The 12,286-nt window shown below is 67.6% G+C and carries 13 protein-coding genes and 1 tRNA gene; 6 read left to right on the top strand and 8 right to left on the bottom strand.

Features of this window, described 5'->3' with window-relative positions:
- Nucleotides 1–23: 23 nt before the first annotated feature.
- Both NP511_RS10110 and NP511_RS10105 read right to left on the bottom strand, forming a co-directional pair.
- Nucleotides 24–410 carry a hypothetical protein gene (locus tag NP511_RS10110; protein ID WP_049965284.1) on the bottom strand — a complete coding sequence of 129 codons (387 nt, stop codon included), beginning with the start codon at nt 408–410 and terminating at the stop codon, nt 24–26.
- Between the two features lie 79 nt (nt 411–489).
- On the bottom strand, nt 490–1,080 hold the full coding sequence (locus NP511_RS10105; RefSeq protein ID WP_049965285.1) for an IMP cyclohydrolase: 591 nt from the start codon (nt 1,078–1,080) through the stop codon (nt 490–492).
- A 116-nt stretch (nt 1,081–1,196) separates the two neighbouring features.
- Between NP511_RS10105 and NP511_RS10100 the strand changes: the two genes are divergently transcribed.
- From NP511_RS10100 to NP511_RS10090, 3 genes are all read left to right on the top strand, one after another.
- Nucleotides 1,197–1,991, top strand: a complete 795-nt coding sequence (locus tag NP511_RS10100) for a homing endonuclease associated repeat-containing protein (RefSeq protein WP_049965286.1) — start codon at nt 1,197–1,199, stop codon at nt 1,989–1,991.
- A 116-nt stretch (nt 1,992–2,107) separates the two neighbouring features.
- A tRNA-Gln gene (locus NP511_RS10095) sits at nt 2,108–2,180 on the top strand.
- Nucleotides 2,181–2,307: 127 nt separating this feature from the next.
- Nucleotides 2,308–3,006 (top strand): rhodanese-like domain-containing protein, encoded by a 699-nt coding sequence (locus NP511_RS10090; protein ID WP_049965287.1) that lies wholly within the window; start codon nt 2,308–2,310, stop codon nt 3,004–3,006.
- 4 nt (nt 3,007–3,010) lie between these two features.
- On the opposite strand, the gene NP511_RS10085 is transcribed toward NP511_RS10090, so the two are convergent.
- From NP511_RS10085 to NP511_RS10075, 3 genes are all read right to left on the bottom strand, one after another.
- Complete coding sequence (locus NP511_RS10085) at nt 3,011–4,381, bottom strand: oxidoreductase (RefSeq protein ID WP_049965288.1); 1,371 nt, start codon at nt 4,379–4,381, stop codon at nt 3,011–3,013.
- A gap of 61 nt (nt 4,382–4,442) precedes the next feature.
- Entirely contained in the window at nt 4,443–4,943 is a 501-nt protein-coding gene (gene cgi121 / locus NP511_RS10080) for a KEOPS complex subunit Cgi121 (RefSeq protein WP_049965289.1), read from the bottom strand.
- On the bottom strand, nt 4,943–7,315 hold the full coding sequence (locus NP511_RS10075; protein WP_049965290.1) for an ATP-dependent DNA helicase: 2,373 nt from the start codon (nt 7,313–7,315) through the stop codon (nt 4,943–4,945). The genes cgi121 and NP511_RS10075 overlap by 1 nt, the downstream gene beginning before the upstream one ends.
- 320 nt (nt 7,316–7,635) lie before the next feature.
- Between NP511_RS10075 and NP511_RS10070 the strand changes: the two genes are divergently transcribed.
- The gene (locus tag NP511_RS10070; RefSeq protein ID WP_049965291.1) at nt 7,636–8,094 is read left to right on the top strand and encodes a universal stress protein; all 459 of its coding nucleotides are present in this window, start codon (nt 7,636–7,638) and stop codon (nt 8,092–8,094) included.
- Nucleotides 8,095–8,130: 36 nt separating this feature from the next.
- Here the strand turns inward: NP511_RS10070 and NP511_RS10065 are convergent, their stop codons facing one another.
- Nucleotides 8,131–9,339 (bottom strand): inorganic phosphate transporter, encoded by a 1,209-nt coding sequence (locus NP511_RS10065; RefSeq protein ID WP_049965292.1) that lies wholly within the window; start codon nt 9,337–9,339, stop codon nt 8,131–8,133.
- 79 nt (nt 9,340–9,418) lie between these two features.
- The gene (locus NP511_RS10060; RefSeq protein ID WP_049965293.1) at nt 9,419–10,261 is read right to left on the bottom strand and encodes a class I SAM-dependent methyltransferase; all 843 of its coding nucleotides are present in this window, start codon (nt 10,259–10,261) and stop codon (nt 9,419–9,421) included.
- A 114-nt stretch (nt 10,262–10,375) separates the two neighbouring features.
- Here NP511_RS10060 and NP511_RS10055 point away from each other — a divergent pair, with 114 nt between their 5' ends.
- Nucleotides 10,376–10,621: a ferredoxin gene (locus NP511_RS10055; protein ID WP_006648419.1), complete on the top strand. Its 246-nt coding sequence runs from the start codon at nt 10,376–10,378 to the stop codon at nt 10,619–10,621.
- A 111-nt stretch (nt 10,622–10,732) separates the two neighbouring features.
- Here the strand turns inward: NP511_RS10055 and mdh are convergent, their stop codons facing one another.
- Nucleotides 10,733–11,647, bottom strand: a complete 915-nt coding sequence (mdh, locus tag NP511_RS10050; protein ID WP_049965294.1) for a malate dehydrogenase — start codon at nt 11,645–11,647, stop codon at nt 10,733–10,735.
- A gap of 169 nt (nt 11,648–11,816) precedes the next feature.
- On the opposite strand from mdh, the gene NP511_RS10045 reads away from it, so the two are divergent.
- Complete coding sequence (locus NP511_RS10045) at nt 11,817–12,275, top strand: TIGR00725 family protein (RefSeq protein ID WP_049965295.1); 459 nt, start codon at nt 11,817–11,819, stop codon at nt 12,273–12,275.
- Nucleotides 12,276–12,286: the final 11 nt, after the last annotated feature.

Below are 12,286 nucleotides of genomic sequence, written 5' to 3'. Positions count from 1 at the left end.
CAACTGTGGTGACGCTGCTGCTGTCAGTCCGGCCCGATCCGGAGCAGGAACTTCCCGGTGACGCTCCCCCAGACCACCGCAAGGACGCCGAGTTCGACCGCAACTGGCAACCCGTCCGGGACGACGATTGTACCCAGAACGAATCCGCCCCCGACGACGGCGACGGCCACGCGGAGTCCCCGCCGCCATGCACCGGTACGGACCGTCCGTCGGTCGTCGAGGACGGCGGCCATACCGCCCAGCGCGAGTCCGCTCCCGACGGCTATCAGCAGCACCACTGTGTCCGGAAGCGGCGGGACCGCCCCGTCCCACCATTCGACGTAGACGACGGTCCCCACGAAGAGCGCGAAGAGGAACTCGAAGACGAGCCCTGCGGACTCAAACCGTCGGCTATCCCGGTCGGTCGCCATAAATATCGATCATATAGGTGTTGATAAAAAGGCACCGACGATTCTCACGTCCGCCGATCAATTCCGTCCGCCAGCGGCGTCACTTGCCGTTCTCGATCGCCGTCTCGAACCCGTCCTCGGTCCGGGCGACGCCGGCCGCACAGACCGCGTGTTCGAACTCGAGGTCGTAGGCCTCGCTCGCGGCCGCCGCGGCCCCGTCGGCGTCGAACTCGAACGCCTCGGGCGCGTTCTTCTCGTAGGTCGCGACCAGCGTCGGCTCGTCGACGGTCTCGATCAGCAGGGCGTCCTTGCGAACGGTCCCGATCAGGGCCTCGCCGTCGCCGCTGATCGTCGCTGCGATCCGGGGCGTGTCGTAGTCGTCTTTCTCGTAGTCAAGCGCCAGCAGGCTCTCGGCGAGGGCGTCGCGGGCGGGATACCCCAACTCGAGTTTCTCCGCGATCGGATCGACGTGCGAGCCGTTGCCGAAGGCGGCCGTCTCACCGGTCGGCGTCTCGACGACCCGCAGGCAGTTGTAGGAGACGTAGGGGTTGTCCGCCTCCGGAGCGTCCGCGGTGGGCCCGACGGTCAGGGCCTCGTCTCGAGCGGTGAGCTTGCGGTTCGGGAACGATCGCGAGGAGACGCGGTACGCGCCGACCTCGGGACCGACGACGACGAATCGTCCGACGTACATACTCGAGCGTGCGCGCGACTGGGGAAAAGGAATGTCGGTTCGCGCCCGCTCTCTCGCCGCGCTTCGGATCGGAGCGCCGGCGAGGGTTTATATGGAATGCCGCGGCCAACGGCGATATGGTTTCCGAGGCGGAGTGCCTCGAGGCGCTTCGGGAGGCCGCCGAACGACTGGGTGAGTCGCCGACGAAGGCGCAGTACGAGGAGCTGGGGCTGACGCCGGCTTCGGCGACGATAATTCGGACCTGTGGTGGTTGGAACGATGCGAAGGAGAGAGCGGGGCTCGAGACGGCTCCGTCTACCGGATCCCGCGTGGAGCCGAAGCCGGCTGATGTCGAATTGCCGCCCGGACTCGTCTGGGAGGAACTCTCGGTCGACCAGCGGTGGCACTACCGAAACGTCGACTGGAATACGGAACGATCGTTACGCCGTCGTTCGCGGCTTCGTTCGTGGCTCAATGAGATCAAACAAGAGCGTGGCTGTTCCAGATGTGCGGTCGACAGCGTCGCGTGCCTCGATTTCCACCACCTCGAGACAGCGACGAAGGAAATGGCAATCGGGAAGATGGTGACCTACGGCTACGGAAAAGACCGGCTCCGTGACGAGATCGAGAAGTGTGAGGTCCTCTGTGCGAACTGCCACCGAAAAATCCATTACTCGCAGCCGACTCGGGAGCGCCGTCAGTGGGTTCACGACCGGAAACGAGAGCGGGGGTGTAACCGCTGTGGAGAGTCCGATCCCGGGTGTCTGGATTACCATCACGACGCCCCTCCGAAGGCGGCGAGTGTCACGAAATTGGTCGCGGACGATCGGCCGAAAACGCGGATACGAGCCGAAATCGAGCGGTGTAGCGTCCTCTGTGCGAACTGCCATCGAGCGGAGCATTACGAACCGCCGACGGTCGACACGTCATGAACGGCAGCGTCGACTCGATACGCACCCCGTCCTCGTCCCAGTTCGTAACACTCTAATATGCACCTCCACTACTATCTGGTACCTCGTCGGAAGTCGAAGACCGACGAAACATGTCAAGTCCATTAGGGTAGTGGCCAATCCTGAAGCCTTCTGGGGGCTTCGACCCTGGTTCGAATCCAGGATGGACTACTTCTCCGCCGTTTCGACTCGAGCAATCTTCCAGCCTCGTCTGTCGGTCTCCAGTTGAAACGAAGGGGTCGGTGGTGACGTGAGAGTCACCAGAAACCATATCTCCCTCTCGTCGCTAGACGAACCTATGAACCGACGGAGATTCCTCGCTCTCGGGGGGACGGTATCGCTCGGGGCGGTCGCCGGCTGTCTCGGCGACGACAATGGAACGCCGGCCAACGAGTTCGACTACGAGACGACGACGACCGACGGAACCGAGGTCCCGCTCGCGCCGGTCACGGACGTTTACGAGTGGTACGACAACGATAAGGCACGGTTCGCGGACGCACGGGGCCGCGATCAGTACGAGGAACTCCGCATCGCGGGTGCCGTGTTCTCGCCGGCTCCGGACGGAACCGAGAACGACCCGGTCGAGGAATGGTCGACGGACACGCGGATCGTTACCTATTGTCGGTGTCCCCATCACCTGTCCTCTCAGCGCGCCGCGTCGCTGATCGATGCGGGCTACGAACACACGTACGCGATCGACGAGGGACTGGGCGGCTGGGAAATGCAGGGATATCCGGTCGAGGGGTCGAACGTTCAGGCAGACTTCCAGCGCTACGAGATCAGCGGGACGACCGATACCGAGTACGCCGACGAGATGGTCGCACTCGAGCAGGTCGATGCGGACCGGAAGGAAGCGGCACCGATCGCCGACGACGGTTCGTACACCCTGCAGCTTCACTATGCGGGCCCGACCGACTCGCGGTTCAGAGTCGGCGTCGACGACACCTGGACCGAGGGGACGCTCGCGGAGTTGACCAGCGACACCGTGACGCTGTAAGGCGCTACGACCGGTCGTAGGTACCGTTTCGCTCGAGTTCGCCCCGTTTTCGCACCACTGTGGGCGTCCGGCAGATCCCCGGTGCCCCGGTCACTTGCGGCACCGTACAGTTGTTGCAGCTCTCACAGAGGGCGCGTGTCCGTTCGCTTGCCGTGCCGTCAGTGCCACCCTCGAGCAGCCGTGCGCCAAGTCGCGGCTCGGCGTAGAACGGTCGAGCCATGCCGGCCATGTCACAGGCCGGGTCGGCGTTGCTCGCACCGCCCCGATCCCCGCTCGAGTCGCCCAGCAACCGATCCATCTGCGCTCGCTCGCGAATCCCTCCCTCCGCCAGCACCGGGATCGACACCTGCTCGCGAACCCGGCGACAGAACGTCTCGTTCCACGCGGGTTCGAAGTCGTACTGCAGCGATTGGAGCCGGTTCGCCAGCGCGACGAGTCGCTTTCGGGCCGGGCCGCCGAACGCCGCGTCGTACTCCGCCTGCAGCCCCTCGTTGTCCCACGCCCGCTCGGGGTACTCTCCGCGGACGATGCTCATGTCCCAGACGACGGACGTCTGTACCGGCACGACCGCGTCGTAGCCGATCCGCTCGAGTCGACGCGCGATCTCGACGCCGTCCCGAAGCGAGAGTTTGCGACGGACGATCGGCGCGGGCGGGGCGGGCGTTTCGGCCGGCACCTTCGTCAGCAGCGGCACGTCGCCGGCCCGCTCGCGGATCTCGTCGTGGACGACCGCGAGGAACTCGAGTCGCGCTTCGGGCGAGCCGCCGAACTCGTCGTCCCGGCGGTTGTAGAAGGGCGAGCAGAACTGTTGGACGATCCCCATGTTCGCGCCGGCGAGGTGGACGGCGTCGTAGCCGGCGTCGACGGCACGGGCCGCCGCCCGGCCGAAATCCGCCGCGAGTTCGTACACTTCTTCGGTCGTCAGCACGTGCGGGTCGTACGCGAGAAAGCCCAGCCGATCGAGGACGCGTAACTGCCACGGCGGCTCCGAGACGGCGAGTTGCTCGAGATCGGGATGCTCGTCGTGGTATTCGGCGTGCCAGGTCTCCATGCTCCGGAGGCCGCCGTGTTCGAGCTGGATGGCGATCCGGCTCCCGTGGTCGTGGATCCGGTCGGTCAGCCGCGACAGTCGCGAGACGAACTCGGGGTCGTGGACGCGGGTCATCCCCGGCGCGGCACAGCCGCCCTCGCCGCGGACGATCGTCGCGCCCTGACAGACGAGCCCGACCCCCGATGCCGCCGCAGGCTCTAAGTCCGCGATCAGCGCGTCGACCGCGTCGGGGTCGTTGCCCGCACACTCGAGCAGCGGCGCGCGGTAGAGCCGGTTCGGGATCGTGAGACCGCCGATCTCGACGGGGTCCTCGAGGGTAGCCATGGCGGATGTATCTCGTGCCGACACAAGAGCGTAGTGTCGATTCGGACCTGTCGACGCCGGCCTACTTCTCGACCTCGAGCAGCGCCACCCGCTCGCGGACCAGCGCCGCCAGCCCCGCGTCGGTCGCCGCCCGCTCGGCGTCGGGAACCCCGAAGAAGTCACACAGCGTTTCGTCGTCCCGCGAACCGAGCGTCTCGGTCCGTCCGTGAAACGCGGTCAGGTCCTCGACCGCCTCGAGCGCGGCGCGTTCGTCCCCGTCGCCGTCGACGAGTACCACCGCCTGCGTCTCGCCCTCGTCGACGCCCATCTCGAGGGCCCGATCGATCTGCCGGCGGCCCGCGGCGTACAGCAGGATCTCGACGGCGCGGTCCCGAGCGACGTTCTCGCCGCGGTCGATGGCTCGATCGGCCAGTTCGACGGCGCGCTCGAGGTGTCGTCGATCGGCCACGTACCGCGAATCGAAGGCCTGGACCGTCACACCGTGGCGGTCGCCGAGTTCGCCGAGCGCGGCAACGAATTCGTCCAGATCGTCGATCACAAGGGTACACTCGAGTAGCTCCATCAGAAATCACCCAGGCTCGCTTGACTGTCGTCTGGCTCCGCCTCCGTCGCTTCCACGGTGCCGTCGTCCGTTCCATCGCTTCCGGCCGTCCCGTCAGCGGCGTCGCTCGCGCTCGGCTCGACGCCGTCCATCGAGGGGTCCTCGCGGCCGGCGTTCTCGAGGACGGTCTCGGCCGTCTTCTCCCCCTTGAGGACGCTCAGGACGACGCCCTTGTCCGCGGTCCGGAGGTCGGCGGGCTCCTCGATCCCCGCGTCGTGGAGCCGCCGGGCGCGCTTGCGGCCCACGCCGCCCACCGAGACGAGTTCGAGCAGGTCCTCACCGACCCCGTGTTCGACGCGGGCGCGGGCCTCCCGGACCGCGACGGTCCACTCGCTGTCGATCTCGGCGGCCAGCGATTCGGCCGCGCCCAGCAGCCACTCGGCGGTGTCGACCTTCCCGCGGAGGTCGCCGGGGCCGACCTGGTACCGGTCCGTGATCCGCTCTTCGTCGGTCTCGTCGGCCCAGTCCTCGAGCAGCTTGCCCGTCTTGAGCGCGGCCAGCCAGTCCTCGAAGCGTTCCTCCTCGAACTCGCTGGGGGCGGCACCCAGCAGTTCGGCCTCGCGCTCGTAGAACAGTTCGCCGTACTGCTCGTCCTCGCCCGACCGGAGGTAGAGTTCGTACATGTCCGGCGTCCGCGAGACGAGTTGGTAGAGCCCGAGCGCCGTCGGACGCTCGTCGGCGTCCTCGAGTCCGTGGACGATCTCGGCGGCGCTCATCGGATCCAGATAGAGCCGCGAGACGGTGTGGCCGAGGCTGGTCGCCTCGAGTTTCTCGTCGCGGCCGCCGCCCTCGAGGGCGGCCGCGGTGGTGAACGCGCCGTCGTCGTCGCGCTCTCGCGGTGAATCGCTCGAGGATTCCGAGGCGCTACGCGCCTCGCGCTCGATGAAGTCGTTCGACTCGAGGTACTCCAAGACGGTGTCGGTCACCGTCTCGAGCCGGCCGGCTTCGCTCGACTGGCTGGCATAGAGGGTGGCCTCGAGGAACTCGAGCAGGCCCTCGCGGGTGCGGGCGAAGCCCGAGGCGATGGTCGCGAGGACGTGGGTCCGCAGCGCGGGCTCGGCCGCCAGTTTCGACCGGACGGGCTCGGGATCGGCCCAGATATAGCGGTCGAACAGCTCCTCGCTCTCGTCGTGGCTCTTGGCGAGTAACACGGCCTCGCCGTAGGGGTCGAGCCCGGGACGCCCCGCTCGCCCCATCATCTGGTGGACTTCGAGGACGTCGAGCGGGGACATCCCGCCCGCACTGGGGTCGAACCGCCGCCAGTCGCGGACGATCACGCGGCGGGCGGGCGTGTTGACCCCCGCGGCGAGCGTTGGCGTCGCCGAGATCACCTTCAGGAGCCGGTCGCGGAAAGCCGCCTCGACGATCGAGCGCTGGGTACTTGAGAGGCCGGCGTGGTGGAAGGCCGCGCCCCGTTCGACGCAGTCGGCCAAGTCCTTGCTCGTCTCGGTGTCGCTGTCGTCGCGGATATCGTCGGCCAGATCGGCGAGTTCGGCCCGCTCGTCGCCGGTCAGCTCCGGTTTCACGACCCCGCCCAGCCGGCCCGCGGCGGCCTCGGCGTTCCGGCGGGAGTTGACGAACACCAGCGACGAGCCGCCCTCCCGGACGATGTCGCGGACGAGCGCGGCCTCCTGCTTTTCGCTGCCCTGGACCGGCACCTCCCGGGTCGAGCCGTCGTCGAAGTTCAGGGCGTTGCCGTAGTGGACGCCCATCCGCAGGTCGATCGGCCGCCAGTCGGTGTCGATCAGGGCCGCGTCGAGCCAGTCGGCGATCTCGTCGGCGTTGCCGACCGTCGCCGACAGCGCGACCTGTTGCATCCCCGGGTTGAGCTTCCGGAGCTTTGCGAGCGTCACCTCGAGGGTCGGTCCCCGGTTGCGGTCGTCGATCAGGTGGACCTCGTCGCTGACGACGCAGGTCAGCTCCGAGAGCCAGTCCGCGCCGTTGCGCACGAGCGAGTCGACCTTTTCGCTGGTGGCGACGACGATATCCTTCGTCGCGAGCCAGTCGCTGGTACTCTCGTAGTTACCCGTCGTGACCCCGACCGTGACGCCGAACTCCTCGTAGGCCTCGAATTCTTCTTTCTTCTCGCTGGCGAGCGCCCGCAGGGGGACGATATAGAGCGCTTTCCCGCCGCGTTCGATCGCCGACAGCATCGAGAGCGCGGCGATCATCGTCTTCCCGCTGGCGGTCGGGACGGCGGCCACGAGGTTCTCCCCGTCGGTCGCCCCGGCCTCGACGGCCTCGGCCTGGGGCGGGTAGAGTTCCTCGATGCCCTCGCGCCGGAAGTGGTCGACGGCACCGGCCGGGAGCCCCGACAGCTCCTCGATATTCATTACGCGTCCTTGGCGCGTCCCGTGGTTTAAACTGTCGTCTCGCGCTACGCTGGACGCTCGACTGCCCCGTCACGTCTCGCCCGCCATCGGCCGAACGGTCTGCGGTGGCGCGCGCTGTCGACTGCCTGAGCGTCAGCGAGGGCAGTCGATGATGTCGTGCGAGGGATGAGTGAGGGAGTGAAACGACTGAACGAATCGGTTGGGGAGGGCGTGGCCACTCACTGTTGCCACGATAGCAGGGCACTTCGTTTTCTCGATACCATCGGAACCCACCGTTCTAATACCTCCCTAGAGAGCGATCGGTCGACGGCGATAGACCGATGCGACTGGCTCCCGAAGCGCAACGCATGTCCGATCCCGACCGCGTCCTCGTCCCCACGCTCGGCCGCCCCCGCGAGGACGAGGCGCTTGCCTACGCCCTCGAGACGTTTTCCGACGCCGAGATCACGCTACTCGCCGTTGTCACCCCGCTCGATGCCCCCCTCAGCGAGGGCGGCGTCCTCGAGCGCGACGACGAGCGAACGGCGGCCGCCCGGGAGAGCGCGACCGAGTTGCTCGAGTCGGTCGCCAACGCCCGGCCGGAGCGGGTTCGGATCGAGACGGCCGAGGGCCGACCGGGGACCGTCGTCCCGCGCTATGCGTCCGACGAGGGGATCGACCACGTCGTGCTGTACGGCTCGGAGACCGGCTCAACGGGCTTTTTCAGGCGGTTCCTGGGTCGCGGGATTGCCGCCACGGTCGTCGAACGCACCGCGGAGCCGGTGACGGTGCTGGAATGACGGCCCGGGGTCGCTCTCGAGCCGCGCGGATACTCATCATCCGCCGATTATCGCCGCGAACAGCCGGTACAGTCCGTAGCTGACGACGACGGAACTCGAGAGCGTGATCAGCCAGAAGGTGATCGTGACGGCGATCTTCCGTCGGGAGACGCCGGCCGAGCCGCCGGCCAGCCCGCCGCCGATGACCCCCGAGAGGACGATGTTGTTCAACGAGATCGGGATGCCAAGCGCGATGGCGAGCTGGGCGATGATAAAGCCGGGTACCAGCGCGGCGATCGACCGTCGCACGCCCAGCTGGGCGTACTCCCGAGAAGTCGCCTGCAACAGTCGCGGTGCGCCCATCCACGCGCCGGCGAGGATGCCCGTCGCACCGATCGCCAGCAGGAGAATCCCCGGCAGCCCGAGTTCGACGCGGAAGAGGTTCTCGAGCGGCCCGGTCGCGAGCCCGACCTGCGAGCCGCCCGAGGAAAAGGCGACGATGCCGCCCAGCACGAGCAGGAACGAGCGGATGCCGTCCTCGACGGAGACGCGGACGCGCTCGCGGACCAGGAAGAACGCGAGGAGACCGGCTCCGACCGTCACGAGGCCGGTGCCGAGGTCGATCCCGGCGGCAAGCGTGGGACCGCCGCCGAACTGCCGGGAAACGAAGCCGGCCAGCGTTCCCTGCGCGGCGGTCGGATCGGGAATCACCCCGAGCCGGACGTTGGCGACGATCGCGCCGACGATGCCGGCCAGCAGGGGGACCCCGACCGTTTCGGGAACGTCGTCGCGTCGCAGGATCGTCGCTGTCGCGTACGCCAGTCCGCCGGACATGACCGGCACCAGTGCCCAGAAGATCCCGAGGCGGCGGTAGGTCGCTATCGCGGGATCGCCACCGAGCGAGAGGCCGACGCCGATCATCGCGCCCGTGGTCGCGAACGCCGCGGGGATCGGGTACCGCGTGTAGATGCCGATCGCCATAAAGCCCGCCGCGGTCAGCAGCCCCGCGGTGGCCGCAAGCGGCGTGATCGTCACGCCGTCGATCAGGTCCGCGCCGACGGTCTCGGAGATACTGCCGCCTTGCATGAGCGCCCCTGCGGCCGCAAGCAGGCCGATGACGAACGCCGCCTGCATTGTCGAGATGGCGTTCGCGCCGATCGCCGGGGCAAAGGGCGGCGAGTTGCTGTTGGCCCCCAGGACCCACGCCATAAACAGGCAGGTGGTGACGGACGCGACGACGAGAACCGCGAAGGAGAACGCGACCATTTCGTCTCGTATCCTGTCGTTGTACGACCCGGTGCAAAAGCGTTGGCTCGGCAGTCGTGTCGCGGACCCCGGGCCGTCGCTATTTCGTCGGGCCGTCGTGGGTCCCCTTTCGCAACTCGAGGCTGTAATGACCGCCCTCGTCAGTCCGAGAGACGCGGGCCGTCGTCCACGGCGTTCCGACCGTCGCCTCGCGAAGCCGTCCGGGCGAACACAGCAGGAACTGCAGGGTGGGTCCGACCTCGCGTCGCTGCTCGCCGTTTGCCTCGCGAACGAACTCGAGGTGGAAACAGCGATGGGCGATTCCCTCGCGGGGATCTGTCCGGTAGCCGAGGAAGTCGTCGTCCAGTCGCGCCGGGTCGTAGTTGTCCACGACGGCCACGCCCGCGTCGTCGGTCACGCGGGCGAACTCGCGGAGCAGGTCGCGGATTCCGGCCAGCGACCGCCCGAGGCCGACCTGCGTCCCGACGGCGTGGACCGCGCCTACTGCGCCGGTCGCGACGGGCAGGTCGAACATGTTGCCAGCCAGAACGCCCCCGATGCCGCGCTCCGCGGCTTCGCCGCTTCGCCTCGTGGGACTGCGGACCTCGCACCGCTCGCGGGCCGTTCGCACGGCGGTCGGACTCACGTCGACGCCGACGGCCTCGACGCCACGCTCGTCCCACCACAGGAGGTGTTTGCCCGCGCCACAGCCCACGTCGAGGATCGGTTCGCGCTCGGCGACTCGCTCGAGAACCGCGACCGTCGCCGGTGCCCACGACTCCGGGCTCGAGAAGTAGAACTCGGCGACGTTGCCATCCCGTACGTCCGTCCCGTCGCGGTAGACGAGTCGTCCCGGCTCGTCGCGGTGGTGTGCGAGCATCGCCAGTCCGAACGGGTCGGCCGCGGCCGTCGATTCGGACGGCCCGGATCGGTCCGCAGTCATGCTCGGAGTGACGACCCGCCGAGTAATAAAATCATACTGATATGTGGTCTATGGTATCACGACTTGTGGGCAGGGACCGCTACCGATTTACGCCGATCGATCCAACGCCATCGCATGAAGGTCGAATTCGACGAGGACGTCTGTATCGGGATGTTCCAGTGTGTCGCCGAATGGGACGCCTTCGAGGAGGACAAATCGAAGGGGAAGGCGATCCTCGCGGACAGCGAGGAAGTCGAGGAGGGTGTCTTCGTCCGCGAGGTACCCGACGACGCGGAACTGGACGCGAAGTTCGCCGCCCGCTCCTGTCCGGTCGACGCGATCACGATTTACGACGACGACGGCGAGCAGGTGATCCCGTAGCGAGCAGGACGGGGTCCGTCCGTCGACGGTCAGCACGTTCGGTCCGTCGAGACACACTGCTGACGGCGAGGACGAAACTATGCAAAAAACGGACCGCAAGCGAGGACCGCGTTAGCTGATCTTGTCGTACTGTTCCGAGAGCTTCTCGGCAGCCTCGCCGAGCTGGTTGCGCTCGTACTCGGTCAGGTCCCACTCGACGATCTCCTCGACGCCGTCCGAGCCCAGCTTGACGGGGACGCCGAAAGCGGCGTCCTCGTGGCCGTACTCGCCCTCGAGCCTGACGCTCGCGGGCAGCACTTCGCCCGTGTCCCGGAGGATGGCCTCGACCATGTGGCCGACGCCGGTGGCCGGCCCCCACTCGGTCGCGCCTTTCTTCTCGATGACGTTCATCGCCGAGGTCTGGAGTTCCTCTAAGAGTTCCTCCTTCTCGTCCTCGTCGAACGCGACGTCTCGCCCGTCGACCCGCACTTTGGAGAAGACGGGGACCTGGGCGTCGCCGTGTTCGCCGAGGATCGTCGCGTCGACGTTCTGGACGGGGACGTCGAAGCGCTCGGAGATCACGTAGCGAAAGCGGGCGGAGTCGAGCCGGCCGCCGAAGCCGATCACTTTCTCGCGGGCGCGGTCGCCCGTCTCGTAGAGGTGCCGGTTCAGCAGGTCGACCGGGTTGGACGTGGTGACGGTGACGAAGTCGTCGTTGTGTTCGGCGATCGAGGAGCCGATGTCCTCCATGATCGGCGCGTTGTCGCCGGCCAGATCGATCCGGGTCTGGCCCGGCTGGCGCGGAATGCCGGCCGTGATGACGACGACGTCCGAGCCGGCGGTGTCCGCGTAGTCGCCCTGTCGGATCGTCGTGTTCGAGTCGTAGGCCACGCCGTGGTTCGTGTCGGCGGCCTGTCCGACCGTGTCGTCTTCCTTGTCCGGAATGTCCACGAGGACGATCTCGTCCGCGACCTCCCGAAGCGCGATGTTGTAGCCCGCAGCGGCCCCGACGGTTCCGGCCGCGCCGACCACGCTAACTTTCGTCATATCGCGTAATGCTTCCCCATCCCACACGTTAAATCCGTCGAAACCTCCCACTTCTAACGAGTTTTCCGGTACGTATTTCGTCGATCGTCGTACCGAATTCCCGGCCCGTCGATCGGGCGACCGACTCGAGACCGAACCGATCATGGTGGCCGCTCGCGCCCACTCACGTATGCGCGTCAGCGTCATCGGCGGCGGGACGATCACGGACGAACAGGCGGCTCGCGCCGAGCGGGTGGGACGCGAACTCGCCGCGCGCGGCCACACGGTCGTCTGTGGCGGTCGCGGCGGGACGATGGCGGCGGTCTGTCGCGGCGCGAAAGCCGAGGGCGGAACCACGATCGGGATCCTCCCCGGCGAGCGCCGCGACGCCGCCAACGACGATGTCGATCTCCCGATCGCGACCGGGCTGGGCCACGCCCGGAACGCGCTCGTCCCGCTGAACGGCGATGCGGTGATCGCGCTGGCCGGCGGCGTCGGCACCCTCTCGGAGATCGGCTTCGCCGGAATCTACGATCGGCCCGTCGTCGGCCTCGAGACCCACGACGTCGACGCGGCCGGCCTCGACCTCGAGCCCGTCGACACCCCCGCGGCGGCCGTCGACGCCGTCGAAGCGGCCCTCGAGTCCTGATCGCCGGCTCG

Origin of the sequence: Natrinema thermotolerans, from assembly GCF_031165565.1 — an archaeon.
GTDB lineage: Archaea > Halobacteriota > Halobacteria > Halobacteriales > Natrialbaceae > Natrinema > Natrinema thermotolerans.
The sequence above is the reverse complement of the archived record's forward strand: the minus strand, read 5'-3'. Positions and strand labels throughout refer to the sequence as shown.

Excerpts from the sequence above, each read along its gene's own strand:
- NP511_RS10055 (WP_006648419.1), top strand. The coding sequence starts at position 10,376 with ATGAAGGTCGAATTCGACGAGGACGTCTGTATCGGGATGTTCCAGTGT.
- NP511_RS10045 (WP_049965295.1), top strand. The coding sequence starts at position 11,817 with ATGCGCGTCAGCGTCATCGGCGGCGGGACGATCACGGACGAACAGGCG.
- NP511_RS10090 (WP_049965287.1), top strand. The coding sequence starts at position 2,308 with ATGAACCGACGGAGATTCCTCGCTCTCGGGGGGACGGTATCGCTCGGG.
- cgi121 (WP_049965289.1), bottom strand. The coding sequence starts at position 4,943 with ATGGAGCTACTCGAGTGTACCCTTGTGATCGACGATCTGGACGAATTC.
- NP511_RS10105 (WP_049965285.1), bottom strand. The coding sequence starts at position 1,080 with ATGTACGTCGGACGATTCGTCGTCGTCGGTCCCGAGGTCGGCGCGTAC.
- NP511_RS10075 (WP_049965290.1), bottom strand. The coding sequence starts at position 7,315 with ATGAATATCGAGGAGCTGTCGGGGCTCCCGGCCGGTGCCGTCGACCAC.
- NP511_RS10110 (WP_049965284.1), bottom strand. The coding sequence starts at position 410 with ATGGCGACCGACCGGGATAGCCGACGGTTTGAGTCCGCAGGGCTCGTC.
- NP511_RS10085 (WP_049965288.1), bottom strand. The coding sequence starts at position 4,381 with ATGGCTACCCTCGAGGACCCCGTCGAGATCGGCGGTCTCACGATCCCG.
- NP511_RS10065 (WP_049965292.1), bottom strand. The coding sequence starts at position 9,339 with ATGGTCGCGTTCTCCTTCGCGGTTCTCGTCGTCGCGTCCGTCACCACC.
- NP511_RS10060 (WP_049965293.1), bottom strand. The coding sequence starts at position 10,261 with ATGACTGCGGACCGATCCGGGCCGTCCGAATCGACGGCCGCGGCCGAC.
- mdh (WP_049965294.1), bottom strand. The coding sequence starts at position 11,647 with ATGACGAAAGTTAGCGTGGTCGGCGCGGCCGGAACCGTCGGGGCCGCT.
- NP511_RS10100 (WP_049965286.1), top strand. The coding sequence starts at position 1,197 with ATGGTTTCCGAGGCGGAGTGCCTCGAGGCGCTTCGGGAGGCCGCCGAA.
- NP511_RS10070 (WP_049965291.1), top strand. The coding sequence starts at position 7,636 with ATGCGACTGGCTCCCGAAGCGCAACGCATGTCCGATCCCGACCGCGTC.